Genomic DNA, 17,852 nt, shown 5'->3' with positions numbered 1-17,852 from the left:
CTGTTAAGCGGACCCGCGCTCGCGGGAAAGCGGCAATTGGGCCTTTTGGACGAGCCGGCGGATACCCGGCCTATAAACTGGCCTCGACCAGGCGCGCATGCTCTTCCGATATCCGCGCTCGCGCTCTAGAACGACCCGAAGGCGTGCATAGTTTCGCCCATGAAAGGATGCCAGATGTCGGACGATTTCTTCCCGGTTCCCGCGATATGGGCGCAGCAGGCGCGGCTGGACAAAGCGGGACGCGCCGCCGATTACGCCCGGTCGATCGAGGATGCGGACGCCTATTGGCTGGACCGGGCAAAGCGGCTGGACTGGATCACCCCGCCGACGCGCGCGGACGAAAGCAGCTTCGACGAGGCCGATTTCGGCGTCAAATGGTTCGCCGACGGCGTCCTCAACGTCAGCGCCAACTGCATCGACCGGCATCTGGCCAGCCGGGGCGACCAGACCGCGATCATCTGGGAACCCGACGCGCCGCTGGATGAGCCGCGCCGCTTCACCTATGCCCAGGTGCATGAGCAGGTGTGCCGCTTTGCCAATGTGCTCAAAAGCGCCGGCGCGAAGAAGGGCGATCGCATCACCATCTATATGCCGATGATCCCGGAAGCAGCCTTCGCCCTGCTCGCCTGCGCGCGGATCGGCGCGATCCACAGCGTCGTGTTCGGCGGCTTTTCGCCCGAGGCGCTCGCGAGCCGGATCATCGATTGCGATTCCACGCTCGTCATCACTGCGGACGAGGGGCGGCGCGCCGGCAAGGCGGTGCCGCTCAAGGCCAATGTCGATGCGGCGCTCGCCGAATGCCCCGGCGTGCGGCGCGTTATCGTGGTCAAGGCGACCGGTGGCGCGGTGACGATGAAGGACGGCCGCGACCAGTGGCTGCATGAGGAAAACGCCAGGGTCTCGGCCGACTGCCCGCCTGAACCCATGAACGCGGAAGACCCGCTGTTCATCCTCTATACCTCGGGCTCCACAGGCAAGCCCAAGGGTGTACTGCACTCGACCGGCGGCTATCTGCTGTGGGCGAGCCTGACGCATGAGCTGTGCTTCGACTATCGGCCCGGCGACATCTGGTGGTGCGCGGCCGATATCGGCTGGGTCACGGGCCACAGCTATATCGTCTATGGCCCGCTGGCGAACGGCGCGACCACATTAATGTATGAAGGCGTGCCTAATTATCCGACCCCCAGCCGCATCTGGGAGGTGGTCGACCGGCATCAGGTGCACACCGTCTTCACCGCGCCCACGGCGCTGCGCGCGCTGATGAAGGAGGGTGATGCCTATGTGAAGGCGACCAGCCGCGCGTCGCTCAAGCTGCTAGGCACGGTCGGAGAACCGATCAATCCGGAAGCCTGGCGCTGGTATCACAATGTCGTCGGCGAGGGCCGATGCCCGATCATCGACACCTGGTGGCAGACGGAAACAGGCGCAGCAATGATCGCGCCGATGCCGGGCGCGGTCGACCTGAAACCGGGCAGCGCGACGCTGCCGATGCCGGGCGTCGTGCCGCAGATCGTGGACGCCGAAGGCGTGGTGCAGGACGGCGCGACCGAGGGCAATCTCGTCATCGCGCGCAGCTGGCCGGGACAGATGCGTACCGTCTGGGGCGATCATGATCGCTTCTTCCAGACCTATTTCACGACCTTTCCCGGCAAATATACCACCGGCGATGGCGCGCGGCGGGACGCCGACGGCTATTACTGGATCACCGGGCGGGTCGACGACGTCATCAACGTCTCGGGCCATCGCATGGGCACGGCCGAGGTCGAAAGCGCGCTGGTGCTGCACCAGAGCGTCGCCGAGGCGGCCGTGGTCGGCTTCCCGCACGACATCAAGGGGCAGGGCATCTACGCCTATGTGACGCTCAACAGCGGCGAGGAGCCAAGCGACGCGCTCAGGCAATCGCTGGTCAAATGGGTGCGCGCCGAAATCGGCCCGATCGCCACCCCCGACGCGATCCAGTTCGCCCCCGGCCTGCCCAAGACCCGCTCGGGCAAGATCATGCGCCGCATCCTGCGCAAGATCGCCGAGGGCGAGGTGTCGGCGCAGGCGCTGGGCGACACCAGCACGCTGGCCGATCCTGGCGTGGTGGATAATCTCGTCGCCAATCGTTTGGGATAAGGGACAAAGCAAGGAGCTGCCCCCATGGTCCGCTACTCGGCCGTTGCCCGCACCCTGCACTGGATCATGGCGATACTGATCCTTTTCAACCTGTGGCTGGGGCTGTTCCACGAATCGCTGCCAAAGGAATGGAAAGTCATGCCGGTCCACAAGTCGGTGGGGCTGACCGTGCTGGCGCTCACGATCCTGCGTATTATCTGGCGGCTGACGCATAAGCCGCCGCCGCTGCCACTCGCGATGCCCCGGTGGGAGACGGCAGCGGCGAACGTCACGCACATGCTTTTTTACGCCTTCATGCTGCTGGTGCCGCTGACCGGCTGGATCATGAGTTCAGCGGGCGACCGGCCGCTAAACTGGTTCTTCCTGTTCGACGTGCCCAAGTTCGCGGTCAGCAAGGGCGACGCGATCGTCGGCGTTTCCCATGACGCGCATGGGTTGATGGGTTATGTCTGGACCGTGCTCATTGCGCTGCATATCGGCGCGGCGCTGCGCCATCATTTCGTGTTAAAGGACGGGGTGCTGCGGCGGATGCTGGGGTAAAGGTGCACGAATTACGGTTCCCAATGTAATTTGTTGGTCCATTTCGCTGTCATGGCCCTGCCACTCTCGTCCAGCTTTGGTTTGAAACGAGCGCGCTCGCTCATTATTTGGCAGGTTGTTTCGTCCAGTAATCTGTAGCCGGAAGAAATAACGATCGTGCATTTCGTTGGACAACCCTGCGCAGAGATATCCAACGCGAATGTGACGTCTCCGCGCATGCCCTGTCTTCGAGCCCTATCTGGATAATCCGAAGCATCCACCCATGGTCGGTTTCCTCTAGGCGGCGGGCCGCATTCTGGATTCATGGCCGGGGGCAAAGATACGGTTGAGATCAGAAGGAAGGTTAAAAGCATAGTTACTCCATGTGCACTCGAAGTAGCAGCGCCCTAATGTTGCAACCTTCGATAACTCGGCAATAACGGGATTGACGCCCCTACCTACACCATCTCGCCCGTCAGCAGCCTTGGCAACGCGCCCGACTGGCCCCGCGCCTCGCTCATGAAGCGGTTTTTGAGCAGCGAGCTGCGTTGCACGGCCGCCAGCCCCGCGCGGCGAACGAGGGAGGGCAGCTTGCCCGGCACGTCGAACAGCCGCACCAGCCCGTCCATCGCGACGCTCACTGACAGGGCGTCCAGACCACGCCAGCGCTGGTAGCGGGCGAGCAGTTGCGCGTCGCCGGGATCGAGGCCGAGGCGCATGCCGTCGACCAGCACCTCGACCAGCGCGGCGACATCGCGGAAGCCGAGGTTGAGGCCCTGCCCCGCTATGGGGTGGATCGCATGGGCGCTGTCGCCGACCAGCGCGAGCCGCATGTCGGTGATCCGCGCGGCATGGTGGAAGCCGAGCGGATAAGAGGAACGCGGCCCGGCGAGGCTGATCTCGCCCAGAAAGCCGCCCATGCGCTTTTGCGCTTCGGCCAGCCAGCCGCGCTCGGACAATTTGAGCATGGCAGGGGCCTGATCGGTCGGTACCGTCCACACGATCGCCGATCGGGTGCCCGGCAGCATCGGCAGCAGCGCGAACGGCCCGCCGGGATAGAAAATCTCATAGGCCGTATTGGCGTGCGGGATTTCATGGTCGATCGCCGTCACCATGGCGGTGTGCTTATATTGCCAGCGCGTGGTGTTGATGCCGGCGGCCTCGCGGGTCGGGCTGTTGCGCCCCTCCGCCGCCACCAACAGCGCGCCGCTCAGTTCTACCCCGCTCGCCAGCCGCAACGTCACGCCATCGGCGTCGCGAATCACGTCCTTCGCCCGATCGGGCTGCAAGCGGGTCAGATTCTCCGCGTCGCCCGCCGCCCGCGCGAGCGCGACGCGCAGCTCTCGGTTCGGCACCATCACGCCCATATGGCCGTCATCGCCATCGGGCGCGAAATCGAGCGCGCCCGGCTGTAACCCGTCGCTGACCCAGATGCGTTCGATCGGGCAGCCCTTGCCCTCCAGATGCGCGGCGACGCCGATCGCATCGAGCATGGCGAAGCTGGTCGAGCTGATCGCCGAAACGCGCCCGTCGAAACCGGCGACCACCGTGTCGACCGGATCGGCGGGATCGATGACGGCGCAGGACACGCCATGGCGGGAAAGGGCGATGCCAAGGGTGAGGCCGACAAGCCCGCCCCCGAGAATCACGACGTCGAAGCGTTGCATGACCTGCATTCTAGAGACGCGCTGCCGGGAAAGCTATCGGCTCTTACAGGGTCCGCAGCCATCCCGCCGGGCCATCCACCGTGCCGCGCTGGATGCCCGTCAATTGCGTGCGCAACAATTCGGTCACCATGCCGCCATCGCCATTGCCGATGGTGAAATCGCCGCCCACGCTTTTCACCGTGCCGATCGCGGTTACGACCGCCGCCGTGCCGCAGGCGAATGCCTCGCGCAGCGCGCCGCTGGCGGCGTCGGCGCGCCACTGGGCGAAGCTATAGGGCTCCTCGCGCACATCATGGCCGGCGGTGCGCGCCAGCGTGATGATGCTGTCGCGGGTGATGCCGGGCAATATCGTGCCGCCCAATGGCGGGGTGATGATCGACCCGTCGTCCATCACGAAAAAGACGTTCATGCCGCCCAGTTCCTCGACCCATTTATTTTCGGCCGAATCGAGGAAGACGACCTGATCGCAGCCCTGCTCGATCGCTTCCTTCTGCGCGATCAGCGAGGCGGCATAATTGCCGCCGCATTTGGCCGCGCCCGTGCCGCCGCGCGCGGCGCGGGTATAATGTTCGGACACCCAGAGCGTGACCGCCTTCTTGCCGCCCTTGAAATAGGCGCCGGCGGGCGAGGCGATGACGCAGAATATATATTCCGCCGCCGGCCGCACGCCAAGGAAGGTCTCGCTCGCGAACATGAAGGGCCGCAGATAGAGGCTGCCCTCGCCGCCGGGGATCCAGTCGGCATCTATCTTCACCAGGGCCTCGACCGCTTCGAGGAATATGTCTTCGGGCAGTGCGGGCATCGCCATCCGCTCGGCCGATTCGGCGAAACGGCGGGCATTTTCCTCTGGCCGGAACATGGCGATGCTGCCATCGGCGAGCCGATAGGCCTTCATGCCCTCAAAGATTTCCTGGGCATAATGGAGGACGGCACAAGCAGGATCGAGCGTGAACGGCTCGCGCGGGCCGACGCTGTGGCTGTGCCAGCCCCGCCCTTCGGTAAAGCGGATGGTCACCATATGGTCGGTAAAGAGCCGGCCGAAACCAGGGTCCTCCAGCAATGTGGCGCGCCGGTCAGCCGCTACAGCCTGTTGGCTGGGCGTGACGGTGAAGCGCGATGACTGCTCGACGTCCATGATAGGTCTCCTTGGGGCTTGGACGCGCGAGCCTATGTCACAATTAGTCGGCTGAAACAATGTCAATAATACTGTCCAATTTTATATCACCGGCCCTTGGCCACTGCCTGTCGTAGCGGTATCGCAGGCCCATGCACTTTTTCTCCGACAATGCGACGCCCGTTTCCCCGCCGGTCATGGCCGCGATCATCGCCGCCGACCGCGCCGATCATGGCTATGATGGCGACGGCTGGAGCGCGCGGCTGGACGGCGCTTTTTCCAACCTGTTCGAAACGCAGGTCAGCGCCATGTGGATAGGGAGCGGCACGGCGGCCAACAGTATCGCACTTGCCTGCCTGTGCCCGCCCTATGGCGGCGTCATCTGTCATGAGGAAGCCCATATCGTCGCCGACGAATGCGGTGCGCCCGGTTTCTTCACCCATGGTGCGAGCCTGATGGCGCTGCCGGGCAATGGCGCGAAACTGACGCCCGACGCTGTCGCGGCACGCCTCAAGACGATTCGGCCGGACGTGCACCAGCAGCCGGCAAGCGCGATCAGCATCACCAATGCGACCGAATATGGGCTGGTCTATGCGCCGCAAGAGGTCGCGGCGCTGGGGGAGATCGCGAAAGCCCACGCGATGGGCTTTCACATGGACGGCGCGCGCTTCGCCAATGCGGTGGTTCATCTGGGCTGCGCGCCCGCCGATGTGACCTGGCGCGCCGGGGTCGACATATTATCCTTCGGCTGCGTGAAAAATGGCGGGATGATCGGCGAGGCGCTGGTCTTCTTCGGCGAAGCGGGGGAAGCGCGCGCGGCGCAGGCGGCGCGCTGGCGCAAGCGGTCGGGCCATCTTTTCTCCAAGGGCCGCTATTGCGCCGCGCAGATATTGGCGCTGCTGGAGGATGAATTGTGGCTCGCCAACGCTGGCGCGGCGAACGCGGCGGCGCAGGCGCTCGCACTAGCCGCCAGCGACCGGCTGCTCCATCCCGTGCAGGCGAACGAGCTGTTCCTGCGGCTGACCAGCGCCGAGGCGGCTCGCCTGCGCGCACAGGGATTTGATTTTCACGACTGGGGCGAGGGCGCGGTGCGGATCGTCACCAACTGGTCGCAGGATGCGCAAAGCGTCGCCCCGCTCGCCCGGGCGCTTGTCGCTTTAGGCGACCCCGCCTGATTTTTGATGGCATGCCGGGTCGTATCGGCGCTTGGCCCGGTTCACCCTGCCGATGAGGCTGGGCAGCGCTTCATGGACCGGTGGCCCGCTTTCAGGCGTGGGAGGCGCGTTGATCCGGCGGCTGAGCGCGCGAAAAGCCTGATCGATCCGATCCATGATGCTGATCCCATCTCCGTGACGGAGCAGCTTTTCGGCGGAGATGATTAACGACGCGTAAAGCAAAACGCTGTTTGCGACGGGCCGGGTCAGGCATCTCTCGCAAGGCAGGCTGCCAGCCCCTGAACATAAGTGGGGTAACGCGGCATCCAGCCGAGCAGCCGTTTCGCGCGCCCGTTCGCCACCCGGCGGTTTTCAGCATAAAAGCCTCGCGCCATCGGCGACAGACCGGCCTCGTCCAGTTCCAGCAACGGTGGCCATGGCAGGCCGGCAAGGTCGCACGCAGCCTCGACCACCGCATTTTGCGCACAGGGCAGGTCGTCCGCGAGATTGTAGATGCCCGGTGGCGCATCGAAGGACGCTATGATTCCCGAGACGATGTCATCGACATGAATGCGGCTGAACACCTGATCGCGCAAACGGACGCGGTGCGCCTTCCCTTCGCGGACCCGCTCCAGCGCCGACCTGCCGGGGCCATAGATGCCGGGCAGGCGAAACCGGCGCACGTCCGGGCGAAGAGCGCCCCAGGCGAGGTCGGCACGCATGCGGGCGGCGCGACGGCCGGACCCGACCGGGCTGTACTCGTCGACCCAGGCCCCGCCACTGTCGCCATAAACGCCGGTCGAGGAGAGATAGCCCGTCCATCTGGCGGGCGCTGTGGCGATCGATCGACCATAGCGGGCGAGTACAGGATCATCCTCCCCCTCTGGCGGGACAGACGAAAGGATATGCGTCGCTACGTCGATTGCCGCGCGAACCGCCGCTTCATCGGCAAAGGCAAGTGCGTCGCCCCCGCCCGCGCGGCGCGCGCCGGTGACGCGCCAGCCCTCGTTCGCCAGATATGCGCCCAGCCGCGATCCGCTATACCCCATGCCCAGGATCAGCATGTGCGGCATGGACACAGCTTCCCGGCTATCAGACCGTGAAGCTCTCGCCGCAGCCGCAGCTGCCCTTGGCGTTGGGATTGGCGAAGACGAAACCGGCGGTGAAATCATCCTCCACCCAGTCCATCGTCGATCCGATCAGATAGAGGACCGACGCGCCGTCGATATAGAGGATGCCGCCCGGTGTTGCGATCTTCTCGTCGAACTTCGTTTCTGAATTCACATAGTCGACCGAATAGGCAAGGCCCGAACAGCCGCGCTTGGGCGTCGACAGCTTGACGCCGATCGCGCCTTCCGGCGCCTGCGCCATCAGGTCGGCGATGCGTGCCTGTGCGGCCGGGGTCAGGATGACGGCAGCCGGGCGGACGCGGGTCTTGGTCTCGGTGGTCATTACAGCATTCCCAGTTCGAGCTTGGCCTCGTCGCTCATCTTGGCCGGGTCCCATGGCGGGTCCCAGACCAGATTGACCTCGGCATCGCCGACGCCCGGAACAGCGCCGACGCGCATCTCGATTTCGCCCGGCATCGATTCGGCGACCGGGCAGTGTGGCGTCGTCAGCGTCATCGTCACCATGACATGACCCTCGTTCACGTCGACGCCATAGATCAAGCCCAGATCATAGATATTGACCGGGATTTCGGGATCATAAATTTCCTTCAGCGCCTCGATCACGCTTTCATACAGGTCGCCGCCCGGCTCACCCACGGGCGCGGCTGCGGGTTTCGCCGCAAGAAAGCCATCGAGATAGTCGCGCTGACGCGGCTCGGGCTCCGGCGTTTCGACGCGCGCCTTGGGCGGCGCATCGACAGCCTCGACTTCTTCCATCACTATCTTGCGTTCCTCAGCCATTACCGAAGATCTTCCTTACCCGTTGTAATCCCAGGACCAGCGCGTCCACGTCGCTCTCGTCGCTGTAGAGGCCGAAGCTAGCCCGCGCCGTCGCGTCCACGCCCAGATGCCGCATCAGCGGTTGAGCGCAATGATGGCCGGCGCGGATCGCGACACCCGCTTCGTCCAATATGGTGCCGACATCGTGGGGATGCACCCCCTCGACCTCGAATGAGAGAATGCCGGCGGACTCTTCGGGGCCGAACAGGCGAACGCTGTTGATCCCCTCCAGCGCGGCGCGAGCCTTGGCCACCAGCGCACATTCATGGGCATGGATCGCGTCCAGCCCTATGGCCTGCACATAATCGATCGCTGCCGAAAGCCCGATAACGCCGACAATATGCGGCGTTCCCGCCTCGAACCGCGTCGGCGCGGGGGCGTAGGTGGTCTTTTCGAACGTCACCTTGTCGATCATCGATCCGCCGCCCTGATAGGGGGGCATGGCGTCCAGCAGCGCCTCACGCGCCCAGAGCACGCCGATCCCGGTCGGGCCGTAAAGCTTGTGCGCGGAAAAGACGTAGAAATCACAATCGAGCGCCTGCACGTCCACCGCGAGGCGCGGCACGGCCTGGCAGCCGTCGATCAGGATCCTGGCGCCCACCATATGAGCGATATCGGCGGCGCGGCGGCAGTCGAGCACCGATCCGAGCACGTTCGACACATGGGCCAGCGCAACCATGCGGTGCCGGGGCGTGATCATCGCGCGCATAGCATCGAGATCGATCCGGCCATCGTCGGTCAGCGGTACGACGTCGATATGCGCGCCGATCCGTTCCGCGACCATCTGCCACGGCACGATATTGCTGTGATGTTCCAGCGTGGACAACAGGATGCGGTCGCCGGCCTTCAACTGCTCGCCCGCCCAGCACTGAGCGACGAGGTTGATGCCTTCGGTCGCCCCGCGCACATAGACGATCTCCCGGTCGGACGCCGCGCCGATGAAGGATGCGACCTTGCGGCGGCCCGCTTCATAACTCAGCGTCATGCTGGCCGAGCGCTCGTACACGCCGCGATGGACGGTCGCATAATCGGGGCCATAGGCGCGGGCGATCGCGTCGATCACGGCCTGAGGCTTCTGCGCCGTGGCGGCGCTGTCGAGATAATGCCAGTCAAGGACGCCGGGGAAATCGGTGCGCAACGATAGGCGTTCGGGCGCGATAACGCTCATACCAGCGCCTCCAGCTTGGCGATCGCCGCCGATTCCAGCCGTTCGCGCACCGCCTCGTCGGCCACGCTGTCGAACACGCCGGCAACGAAGGAGCGCAGCAACAAGGTCTTGGCCGTAGCTGGGTCCATCCCGCGGGACGCCATGTAGAACAAAGCCGCCTTATCGAGTTCGCCCACGGTCGCGCCATGAGCGCATTTCACATCATCGGCATAGATTTCGAGCTCGGGCTTGGCGTTGGCCGTCGCGGTGCGATCGAGCAGCATCGCCTTGACCGACTGGAAGGCGTCGGTGCGTTGCGCGTCTCTGGCGACCGCGATCTTGCCGAGATAGCTGCCGGTCGCGCGCCCGCTCAGGATCGACCGGATGGTCTGCCCGCTGGTCGCGTAGGGCTGCGCATGGGTGAGCGTCGTCACGATTTCGAGCACCTGATCGCCATTGCCCAGGATCGCGCCACCCAGTTCGAAATGGCTGCCCTTGCCGAGCCTCACGTCAAGGGTCACGCGCCCGAATTTGCCGCCGATGTTTAATATATGGAAATCGCAGCGCGCGCCGTCGGCGATCGTGATGACATAGTCGTGCACGGCGACGGCCCCATCGGGTGCGTCCTGCAACAGATGATGATGCGCGGTTTCGCCTTCAGCCACAGCGAGGCGCGTCGCGGGCGCGATCGGCCAGACGGAGGCGACGGCCTCCAGATCGCTATAGCGCCAGGCCTCGTCCTTGCGGGTGGGCAGAGCGGTCACGCGGCGACCACCTCGGCTCCAACCACATCGGCATAGCCTTCGCGCTCCAGCTCCAGCGCGAGGTCAGGACCGCCCGACTTCACGATCCGGCCCGCCGCCAGCACATGGACGAAGTCCGGCTTCACATAATCGAGCAGCCGCTGATAGTGGGTGATGAGCAGCACCGCCCGGTCGGGCTTGCGCATGATCGCGTTGATCCCCGCACCGACGATCTTGAGCGCGTCGATATCGAGGCCGCTGTCGGTCTCGTCCAGGATCGCCAGCTTGGGATCGAGAATGCCCATCTGCACCATTTCGGCGCGCTTTTTCTCGCCGCCGGAAAAGCCCACATTCACGGGACGCTTGAGCATGTCCATGTCGAGCCCGAGCAGGCTCGCCTTTTCCTTGGCGAGGCGGATGAATTCGCCGCCGTTCAGCTCCTTTTCGCCGCGCGCGCGCTTCTGCGCATTGAGGCTTTCGCGCAGGAATTGCAGGTTGGATACGCCGGGAATTTCCACCGGATATTGAAAGCCCAGAAACAGCCCGGCGGCGGCCCGCTCATGCGGGTCCATGTCCAGCAGGTTCGCGCCGTCGAACGTCGCGGTGCCGCCCGTCACCTCATAGCCGGGACGTCCGCCGAGCGTGTAGGCCAGCGTCGATTTTCCAGCGCCGTTAGGCCCCATTATAGCGTGGATTTCGCCCGCACTAATGGTCAGCGACAAACCCTTGAGGATCGCCTTGCCGTCGATGGTGTTCGTAAGATTGTCGATCGTGAGCATTTCTTATCCCTTATGCGCCCGTTCGAGCGTCCGCGCAGTCCAGAACGCCATGTCGCGCACGTCGCCGGGTGCCGGAAACAGCGTGTCGATATGCCGCTTGACCGGCATATAGGGCCACCAGTCGGCCCCGCCCTCGGGCGGCCCCTTTTCGAGCAGCGCGACGACGAATTCACTAACGGGACCCATCCGGGCGAGGTTGGGGGCCTTGGCTTTGTGGAACGCCTTGTCCGTGCGCAGCTTCTCCGTCATCGCCGCGTCGGCCTTTTGCAAGGCATCGCGGCTCTGCGCCTCGAACGCGTCCAAATCGCCAAACTCGGCGCGAGCGCGCGGCTCCAGCTCGCCCTCTTCCAGCTCATAATCCTCGGTCAGAATGCGGATCGCGGCGGTCCATGACTGGCCATTGCCGACATCCTCCGCAAAATCGGCGAGGGCATCCTGAATATCGTCTTCGTCGCTCAAAATTCAGTCCTACATTGGTTCGAAATACTATATTGTCTCATCCATCTGTCGGCGGAGAGAGACAGTCCACCCCACACGCCGTCACCCCGGTGACGAGGGGAGAGACGGTAAACGTCACCCCACTGACCCCTCAAGCGAAATGCCCAGCAACTTCTGCGCCTCGACGGCAAATTCCATCGGCAGTTGCTGGAGCACTTCCTTGGCAAACCCATTTACGATCAGCGAGACCGCGCTCTCCTGATCCAGCCCGCGCTGCATCGCGTAGAAGAGCTGGTCGTCGCTGATCTTGCTGGTCGTCGCCTCATGCTCGATCTGGGCGCTGGGGTTCTTCACCTCGATATAGGGCACCGTATGCGCGCCGCACTGGTCGCCAAGCAGGAGGCTGTCGCATTGCGTGAAGTTGCGCACGCCCTCTGCGCCCGGCGCGACGCGCACCAGTCCGCGATAGGTATTGTTGCTGCGGCCCGCGCTGATCCCCTTAGACACGATGGTCGATCGCGACCCCTTGCCATTGTGGATCATCTTGGTGCCGGTGTCGGCCTGCTGCATGTTATTCGTCAGCGCGACGGAGTAGAATTCCCCGACGCTGTTTTCGCCGTTCAATACGCAGGACGGGTATTTCCAGGTGATCGCGCTACCCGTCTCCACCTGCGTCCAGCTCACCTTGCTGTTCTTGCCTTGGCACAGCGCCCGCTTGGTCACGAAATTATAGATGCCGCCCTTGCCGTCCGCGTCGCCCGGATACCAGTTCTGGACGGTCGAATATTTGATCTCCGCGTCGTCCAGCGCAACCAGTTCGACCACGGCGGCGTGCAACTGATTCTCGTCGCGCATCGGCGCCGTGCAGCCTTCCAGATAGGAGACATAGCTGCCCTCGTCCGCGACGATCAAAGTGCGTTCGAACTGCCCGGTATTCTCCGCATTGATGCGAAAATAGGTGGAAAGCTCCATCGGGCAGCGAACACCCTTGGGGATGTAGACGAAGGTGCCGTCTGAAAAGACCGCGCAATTGAGCGTCGCGAAATAATTGTCGTGCATGGGCACGATCTTGCCCATCCACTTCTTCACCAGATCGGGATATTCGCGCACCGCCTCGCTGATCGAGCGGAAGATGACGCCCGCTTCCTCCAACTCCTTGCGGAAGGTGGTGGCGACCGAAACGCTGTCGAACACGGCGTCGACGGCTATGCGACGACTGCCCTTCACGCCGGCGAGCATCTCCTGCTCGGCGATCGGAATGCCCAGCTTCTTGTATGTGGCGAGGATTTCGGGGTCGACCTGATCCAGCGAGTCCAACTCTACCTTCTTCTTGGGCTCGGCATAATAATAGGCGTCCTGATAATCGATCGGCGGGACGTTAAGCTTGGCCCAGTCGGGCGCTTCCATCGTCTGCCACATCGCAAATGCCTTGAGCCGCCAGTCGAGCAGCCATTGCGGCTCCTTTTTCTTGGCGGAAATGTAGCGGACAGTATCTTCGGTCAGGCCCTTGGGCGCGAAATCCTGCTCGATCGCGGACGACCAGCCATATTCATAGGTCGACGCGCGGTCGGCGGCGTCCTGCGCCTCCTGGTTACGGACTTCGCGGCCAGTGTCGCGGCCGGATTCGCGGAGGGAAAGGTCAGTCATGCGGGTTCCCGGGAAAGGCTGGCGATGCTGACGCCGGCAAGGGCCGAGCGCATCGCGGCGCTGGCGATGTTCATATGCGGCTTGATCCGGCAGTCCGTTTCCAGAATGCAGTCGTGCGCACCCGTATCGGCGCAGGCCGTCAGGGCGATGGGGCCTTCCACCGCTTCCACCACATCGGCCAAGCTGATCGCGGCCGGCGGGCGCGACAGCCGCACCCCCCCGCCGGTGCCACGCGTCGATTCAAGCAGCCCCGCCGCCGACAGCCGGCTCACCAGCTTCTGCGCCGTTGGCAGCGGAATGCCGGTCTCGGCGCTCAGCGTCGTCGCGTTCATCCGCGTGCCACCACAATGGCGCGCGGCGGCGGACATCAGCACGACCGCATAATCGGCGAAACTCGATAACTTCATGCCCGGTTGCGAACCATTCTCAAATCGGATCGAATCAATCCGATTGGCATGTGGTCCCGAAGAGGGGAGGAATCAAGGGCTTTCTGACCGCCGCTCAGCTCAGCCGGTTAAGCACTGCCACATCCGCGCCCAGCGTTCGCCGCAACAGGGTGAGCAGCGCTACGGCGGAAGGCTCGGTCAGCAGCTGGTGCGGCGTGAGTCCGATGAAATGCTTAATTTCGCGGATCAGGTGCGACTGATCGTAAAATCGGCCGTCTTCCAGTAGCGACTGCCAATTCTCCCGATCCAGCGCGATGCGGGCGCTGCAACGGAGCGCGCGATATTTGCGCGCCAGCAGCTTGGGCGGCGCGCCATAATAGCGATTGGTGAGCCGGGCCAGCTGCCGCGCGGAAAGGCCGGTGGCTTCGACCAGCGCCTCGATCCGGGGCGAGCCTTCATCCGTCAGCCAATGATCGATCGCCTGCAACAACTGCCAGACGCTTTGCGGGATCGAAGGCGCCAGCCTGATCTGCTCAGTCAGCACGGCCCAACTGCGCTCGACCATCGCTTCCACATCGGTCATGGTGCGGAGCTCGTACAGGAGCTGCGACCGCTCCCCGCCTCGCTGAGCAACCGGGTCGTTCAACCGGTCCGCCATCATGCTCGCGTCTCCGCCCAACAGCGCGACCCACCCCGCCGGCAGCAGCGAAACGCCCAGCACGTGCGCGGGCCCGTCCAGCACGAAGCGAGTTGCGCCCATGGTCGGCCCGAGCAGGCAGACCTCGGGCGTCGCGGCCACGACACCGTCGTGGAAATGATAATGGCCGCTTCCTTCGATCATGAAGCGCAGTTGAGGCACGTCGGCGCGCGTCACGTCCGAATAGCCGTGCGAAGAGACGGTGAAGACATAGATCGAGCCGATATAGGGGCGCAGATGGTCGGGCGGCGCGAAATAACGCAACCGCACTGGCCCCTGCGCGGCGTCTACCGCAAAGGATAGAGAGCCGTGCGAGTCGACGAGTGGTTGAGCGGCTTCCGCCCTGTCGATTTGCCGCAACCCCATATTTTTCCGCCCCCGCCGGGCATTAACTATGCGCTATGCTGCCGACCGTGCAAGCACAACTGACGCAAATCGGCGCTTTTTTAGTGGCCAGCCAAAATGGGGGGCAAAAATGACCCGGCGGGTGAACCGCCGGGTCAGGAAAAGGTCTCTTTTGGCCATGGGCCTAGGAGCCTTCGGGTCGCAAAGCCGCTTTACTCCCAAACCGCGATTATTTTATTGGATGGATTCGCCATTTTCCGCAGCAAACGATCCGTTTCGGACAAAAACTTGTTATAAAAGATTGCTGCCGCCCAAATTTATGGCCCTGAAGCGGCGACTCGACCATGGCGGGCTTCGCTGGCATAGCGCCGCCATGTCCTACCGCCTTATCCGCCCTTTTCTGTTCGCGTTCGACGCTGAGCGTGCCCATAATCTATCGCTGCGGCTCCTGCGCATGCTGCCTTTTCCCTCGCCCTCGACTGCGGACCCGGTTCTGGCCCAGACCGTTGCCGGCGTCCGCTTTCCCAATCCCGTGGGTCTTGCAGCCGGCTATGACAAGGAAGGGCTCGTTGCCCACAAAATGCATGGCCTGGGCTTCGGCTTTGCCGAGCTGGGCACGCTCACACCGCTGCCCCAGTCCGGCAATCCCGCGCCGCGCCTGTTCCGCCTGGTGGAAGATCGCGCGGTCATCAACCGCATGGGGTTCAATAATGGCGGTCAGGCGGCCGGGGCGGAGCGGATAGCCAAACGGCGGCGAGGGGACGCGATCGTCGGCGTCAATATCGGCGCGAACAAGGACACCGCCGACCGGATCGCCGATTATGTCACGGGGGTCACCTGCATGGCGCCGCTGGCCGATTATCTGACGGTCAACATCTCATCCCCCAACACGCCGGGCTTGCGCGCCTTGCAGGATCGGGCGGCGCTCGACCAGTTGCTGGGCGCGGTGATGGCGGCGCGCGGAGCGGACAGGACCCCGATTTTCCTCAAAGTCGCGCCCGACCTGGCGCCCGCGGATATCGAGGATATCGCGGCTGCCTGCCTCGACCATCGGGTCGACGCGCTGATCGTGTCCAACACGACCATCGCCCGGCCGCCACTGCGCTCGCGCCACGCCCATGAAAGCGGAGGATTGTCGGGCGCGCCGTTGCACGACCTGTCACTCGATCGACTGCGCGATTTCCGTCGCGCACTGGGCACGCGCCTGCCGCTGATCGGAGTCGGCGGGATCGCGACGGCGGAGCAAGCCTATGCGCGCATTCGCGCCGGCGCGTCGCTGGTCCAGCTCTACAGCGCGCTCGTCTATGAAGGTCCCACTCTGCCGCGCCGGATCAATGCCGGGTTAAAGGCGCTGCTGGCGCGCGACGGCCTTGCCACGATCGGCGACGCGGTGGGTATCGACGCCTGATTCGTTCCGGTAGGGATGACGCCCATGATGCTGAAGCTCCTCCGTTCGCTGGCGCCGCTGGCGCTCCTTTCGCTTTCCCCTGTCCCGTTGCTCGCCCGCGAGCCGGTGGCGACCAGCGCCCCGGTTACCAACGCGATCGTCTCGGCAGCCGACCCGCGCGCCGCCGCGGCGGGTCAGGAAATTCTGCGCAAAGGGGGCAGCGCCACCGACGCGGCGATCGCGATGATGCTGACCCTCAATGTGGTCGAACCGCATAATAGCGGCATCGGCGGGGGTGGCTTCATCCTGCATCATGACGGGCGCACCGGCCTGCTCGAATCGATCGACGGACGCGAGACCGCGCCGGCGGCGGCGCGGCCCGACCGCTTCATCGGCCCGGACGGCAAGCCCCTGCCCTTCGTCGACGCATGGCCTGGCGGCTATTCGGTGGGCGTGCCGGGCAATCTGCGCATGGCCTATGCGGCGCACCGCAAATGGGGCAAGCTGCCTTGGTCGGACCTGTTCGAGCCGGCGATCCGCTTTGCCGAGAAGGGCTTCGAACTGGGCCAGCGGACCGCGACGGCGCTGAACGCGGTGCAGGGCATCTGGAAGGACTTTCCCGAGATCCAGAAATATTTCTGGGTGGACGGCGCGCCGCCGCCGGCCGGCACCCTGCTTAAAAACCCGCCGCTCGCCGCTCTTTTCCGCCGTATCGCCGCCGAAGGGCCGGACGCCTTCTACACCGGCGAGAATGCCCGGATGATCGCCGAGACGGTCTCCACCGCGCCTAAAAATCCGGTGCCGATGACGCCGGCCGATCTGGCGGGCTATCAGGCAAAGCCAAGGAAGCCGGTCTGCGGTCCCTATCGCGCCTATACGGTCTGCGGCATGGGTCCGGCGTCGGGCGGCGGGATCACCGTGCTTCAGATTCTCGGCATGATCGAACGCTTTCCGCTGGCAGCATGGGGCAAGGACGATGTCCGGTCCTGGCATGTCATCGGCGAAGCGATGCGGCTCGCTTATGCCGATCGCGGCCAGTATCTGGGCGATCGCGATTTCGTCGACGTGCCGGTCGCCGGGCTGATCGACCCCGCCTATCTGCGGCGGCGGTCGGCGGCGATCCGGCTCGACCGGTCGCTCGCAACCTACGCACCGGGCGCGCCGGAAGGGTCGGGCAAGCGCACCGCCGCCCTGCCCCAGCCCGAAAGCGGCACCAGCCATTTTCTCGCCGTAGACAAATATGGCGATGTCACCGCATGGACCTCGACGATCGAGAGCTTCTTCGGCAGCCAACTCATCGCCAATGGCGTGATCCTCAACAACGAGCTGACCGATTTCAGCTTCACCCCCGAAAAGGATGGCGCGCCGGTCGCCAACCGGGTGGAACCGGGCAAGCGCCCCCTCTCGTCCATGTCGCCGACGATCGTCTATGACGCGAAGGGCACCCCCGTCTTCACCGTCGGCGCGGCGGGCGGCGCCACGATCATCATGCAGGTCGCCAAGGCGCTGGTCGCCCATTTCGACTGGGGCCTGTCGGCGCAGGATTCGATCGCACTCGGCCTTGAATTTTTCGATAAGGACGGGCTGGTGCTGGAGCAGGGTTCCTCGCTCGAGGCGCTCAAGACGCCGCTCGAAACGCTCGGCCATCAGGTCACCATAAAACGGCTGGGCCTCAAGGCCAATGCAGCGGAGCGCACCGCCGACGGCCGCTGGATCGGCGCCGCCGATCCGCGCAGCCCGGGCGTATCCTTGCAAGAATAGC

Annotated in this window: 19 protein-coding genes; 5 read left to right on the top strand and 14 right to left on the bottom strand. The window is 64.4% G+C overall.

Annotated elements, in window-relative coordinates; translation table 11 throughout:
- Positions 1-174 precede the first annotated feature (174 nt).
- Together acs and WG907_RS00820 are read left to right on the top strand one after the other, a co-directional pair.
- Entirely contained in the window at positions 175-2,118 is a 1,944-nt protein-coding gene (gene acs / locus WG907_RS00825; RefSeq protein ID WP_340230645.1) for an acetate--CoA ligase, read from the top strand.
- A 24-nt stretch (positions 2,119-2,142) separates the two neighbouring features.
- Positions 2,143-2,658 carry a cytochrome b gene (locus tag WG907_RS00820; RefSeq protein WP_340230644.1) on the top strand — a complete coding sequence of 172 codons (516 nt, stop codon included), beginning with the start codon at positions 2,143-2,145 and terminating at the stop codon, positions 2,656-2,658.
- Positions 2,659-2,669: 11 nt separating this feature from the next.
- Here the strand turns inward: WG907_RS00820 and WG907_RS18160 are convergent, their stop codons facing one another.
- The 3 genes from WG907_RS18160 to WG907_RS00810 form a co-directional block, all read right to left on the bottom strand.
- Entirely contained in the window at positions 2,670-2,963 is a 294-nt protein-coding gene (locus tag WG907_RS18160) for an energy transducer TonB (RefSeq protein WP_445326768.1), read from the bottom strand.
- 132 nt (positions 2,964-3,095) lie between these two features.
- Entirely contained in the window at positions 3,096-4,304 is a 1,209-nt protein-coding gene (locus WG907_RS00815) for a UbiH/UbiF/VisC/COQ6 family ubiquinone biosynthesis hydroxylase (protein WP_340230643.1), read from the bottom strand.
- Between the two features lie 43 nt (positions 4,305-4,347).
- Positions 4,348-5,439, bottom strand: coding sequence for a branched-chain amino acid aminotransferase (locus tag WG907_RS00810; protein ID WP_340230642.1), 1,092 nt, complete (start codon positions 5,437-5,439; stop codon positions 4,348-4,350).
- Between the two features lie 131 nt (positions 5,440-5,570).
- Between WG907_RS00810 and WG907_RS00805 the strand changes: the two genes are divergently transcribed.
- The gene (locus WG907_RS00805; protein WP_340230641.1) at positions 5,571-6,593 is read left to right on the top strand and encodes a threonine aldolase family protein; all 1,023 of its coding nucleotides are present in this window, start codon (positions 5,571-5,573) and stop codon (positions 6,591-6,593) included.
- Here the strand turns inward: WG907_RS00805 and WG907_RS00800 are convergent.
- The 11 genes from WG907_RS00800 to WG907_RS00750 all read right to left on the bottom strand — a co-directional run bounded on the left by WG907_RS00800 (position 6,576) and on the right by WG907_RS00750 (position 14,724).
- Entirely contained in the window at positions 6,576-6,749 is a 174-nt protein-coding gene (locus WG907_RS00800) for a hypothetical protein (protein ID WP_340230640.1), read from the bottom strand. The two genes, WG907_RS00805 and WG907_RS00800, sit on opposite strands and share 18 nt — an antisense overlap.
- Positions 6,750-6,838: 89 nt before the next feature.
- A complete protein-coding gene (locus WG907_RS00795; RefSeq protein WP_340230639.1) occupies positions 6,839-7,645 on the bottom strand; it encodes a Rossmann-fold NAD(P)-binding domain-containing protein in 807 nt (268 codons plus the stop codon).
- 19 nt (positions 7,646-7,664) lie between these two features.
- Positions 7,665-8,024 carry a HesB/IscA family protein gene (locus WG907_RS00790; protein WP_340230638.1) on the bottom strand — a complete coding sequence of 120 codons (360 nt, stop codon included), beginning with the start codon at positions 8,022-8,024 and terminating at the stop codon, positions 7,665-7,667.
- Positions 8,024-8,482 (bottom strand): SUF system Fe-S cluster assembly protein, encoded by a 459-nt coding sequence (locus WG907_RS00785; protein ID WP_340230637.1) that lies wholly within the window; start codon positions 8,480-8,482, stop codon positions 8,024-8,026. Before WG907_RS00785 ends, WG907_RS00790 begins: the two co-directional genes overlap by 1 nt.
- Positions 8,475-9,689, bottom strand: coding sequence for a cysteine desulfurase (locus WG907_RS00780; protein WP_340230636.1), 1,215 nt, complete (start codon positions 9,687-9,689; stop codon positions 8,475-8,477). Before WG907_RS00780 ends, WG907_RS00785 begins: the two co-directional genes overlap by 8 nt.
- Positions 9,686-10,432 carry a SufD family Fe-S cluster assembly protein gene (locus WG907_RS00775; RefSeq protein WP_340230635.1) on the bottom strand — a complete coding sequence of 249 codons (747 nt, stop codon included), beginning with the start codon at positions 10,430-10,432 and terminating at the stop codon, positions 9,686-9,688. The genes WG907_RS00780 and WG907_RS00775 overlap by 4 nt, the downstream gene beginning before the upstream one ends.
- Complete coding sequence (gene sufC, locus WG907_RS00770; RefSeq protein WP_340230634.1) at positions 10,429-11,190, bottom strand: Fe-S cluster assembly ATPase SufC; 762 nt, start codon at positions 11,188-11,190, stop codon at positions 10,429-10,431. Before sufC ends, WG907_RS00775 begins: the two co-directional genes overlap by 4 nt.
- Positions 11,191-11,193: 3 nt before the next feature.
- Positions 11,194-11,649 carry a hypothetical protein gene (locus WG907_RS00765; protein ID WP_340230633.1) on the bottom strand — a complete coding sequence of 152 codons (456 nt, stop codon included), beginning with the start codon at positions 11,647-11,649 and terminating at the stop codon, positions 11,194-11,196.
- 114 nt (positions 11,650-11,763) lie between these two features.
- Positions 11,764-13,275 carry a Fe-S cluster assembly protein SufB gene (sufB, locus tag WG907_RS00760; RefSeq protein ID WP_340230632.1) on the bottom strand — a complete coding sequence of 504 codons (1,512 nt, stop codon included), beginning with the start codon at positions 13,273-13,275 and terminating at the stop codon, positions 11,764-11,766.
- On the bottom strand, positions 13,272-13,682 hold the full coding sequence (locus WG907_RS00755) for an RrF2 family transcriptional regulator (RefSeq protein ID WP_340230631.1): 411 nt from the start codon (positions 13,680-13,682) through the stop codon (positions 13,272-13,274). The genes sufB and WG907_RS00755 overlap by 4 nt, the downstream gene beginning before the upstream one ends.
- A gap of 94 nt (positions 13,683-13,776) precedes the next feature.
- Positions 13,777-14,724 (bottom strand): AraC family transcriptional regulator, encoded by a 948-nt coding sequence (locus WG907_RS00750; RefSeq protein ID WP_340230630.1) that lies wholly within the window; start codon positions 14,722-14,724, stop codon positions 13,777-13,779.
- Between the two features lie 352 nt (positions 14,725-15,076).
- Here WG907_RS00750 and WG907_RS00745 point away from each other — a divergent pair, with 352 nt between their 5' ends.
- Both WG907_RS00745 and ggt read left to right on the top strand, forming a co-directional pair.
- The gene (locus WG907_RS00745) at positions 15,077-16,111 is read left to right on the top strand and encodes a quinone-dependent dihydroorotate dehydrogenase (RefSeq protein ID WP_340230629.1); all 1,035 of its coding nucleotides are present in this window, start codon (positions 15,077-15,079) and stop codon (positions 16,109-16,111) included.
- 27 nt (positions 16,112-16,138) lie between these two features.
- A complete protein-coding gene (ggt, locus tag WG907_RS00740; protein ID WP_445326767.1) occupies positions 16,139-17,851 on the top strand; it encodes a gamma-glutamyltransferase in 1,713 nt (570 codons plus the stop codon).
- Position 17,852 lies beyond the last annotated feature (1 nt).

Source organism: Sphingobium fluminis (assembly GCF_037723805.1).
Taxonomy (GTDB): domain Bacteria; phylum Pseudomonadota; class Alphaproteobacteria; order Sphingomonadales; family Sphingomonadaceae; genus Sphingobium.
Note: the sequence above shows the minus strand (reverse complement) of the source record. Positions and strands in the feature narration are given on the sequence as shown.

Coding starts and splice junctions, on each gene's coding strand:
- sufC (WP_340230634.1), bottom strand. CDS start 11,190: ATGCTCACGATCGACAATCTTACGAACACCATCGACGGCAAGGCGATC.
- WG907_RS00805 (WP_340230641.1), top strand. CDS start 5,571: ATGCACTTTTTCTCCGACAATGCGACGCCCGTTTCCCCGCCGGTCATG.
- WG907_RS00745 (WP_340230629.1), top strand. CDS start 15,077: ATGTCCTACCGCCTTATCCGCCCTTTTCTGTTCGCGTTCGACGCTGAG.
- WG907_RS00790 (WP_340230638.1), bottom strand. CDS start 8,024: ATGACCACCGAGACCAAGACCCGCGTCCGCCCGGCTGCCGTCATCCTG.
- WG907_RS00780 (WP_340230636.1), bottom strand. CDS start 9,689: ATGAGCGTTATCGCGCCCGAACGCCTATCGTTGCGCACCGATTTCCCC.
- ggt (WP_445326767.1), top strand. CDS start 16,139: ATGCTGAAGCTCCTCCGTTCGCTGGCGCCGCTGGCGCTCCTTTCGCTT.
- sufB (WP_340230632.1), bottom strand. CDS start 13,275: ATGACTGACCTTTCCCTCCGCGAATCCGGCCGCGACACTGGCCGCGAA.
- WG907_RS00820 (WP_340230644.1), top strand. CDS start 2,143: ATGGTCCGCTACTCGGCCGTTGCCCGCACCCTGCACTGGATCATGGCG.
- WG907_RS18160 (WP_445326768.1), bottom strand. CDS start 2,963: ATGAATCCAGAATGCGGCCCGCCGCCTAGAGGAAACCGACCATGGGTG.
- WG907_RS00810 (WP_340230642.1), bottom strand. CDS start 5,439: ATGGACGTCGAGCAGTCATCGCGCTTCACCGTCACGCCCAGCCAACAG.
- WG907_RS00800 (WP_340230640.1), bottom strand. CDS start 6,749: ATGGATCGGATCGATCAGGCTTTTCGCGCGCTCAGCCGCCGGATCAAC.
- WG907_RS00755 (WP_340230631.1), bottom strand. CDS start 13,682: ATGAAGTTATCGAGTTTCGCCGATTATGCGGTCGTGCTGATGTCCGCC.
- WG907_RS00795 (WP_340230639.1), bottom strand. CDS start 7,645: ATGCCGCACATGCTGATCCTGGGCATGGGGTATAGCGGATCGCGGCTG.
- acs (WP_340230645.1), top strand. CDS start 175: ATGTCGGACGATTTCTTCCCGGTTCCCGCGATATGGGCGCAGCAGGCG.
- WG907_RS00815 (WP_340230643.1), bottom strand. CDS start 4,304: ATGCAACGCTTCGACGTCGTGATTCTCGGGGGCGGGCTTGTCGGCCTC.
- WG907_RS00750 (WP_340230630.1), bottom strand. CDS start 14,724: ATGGGGTTGCGGCAAATCGACAGGGCGGAAGCCGCTCAACCACTCGTC.
- WG907_RS00785 (WP_340230637.1), bottom strand. CDS start 8,482: ATGGCTGAGGAACGCAAGATAGTGATGGAAGAAGTCGAGGCTGTCGAT.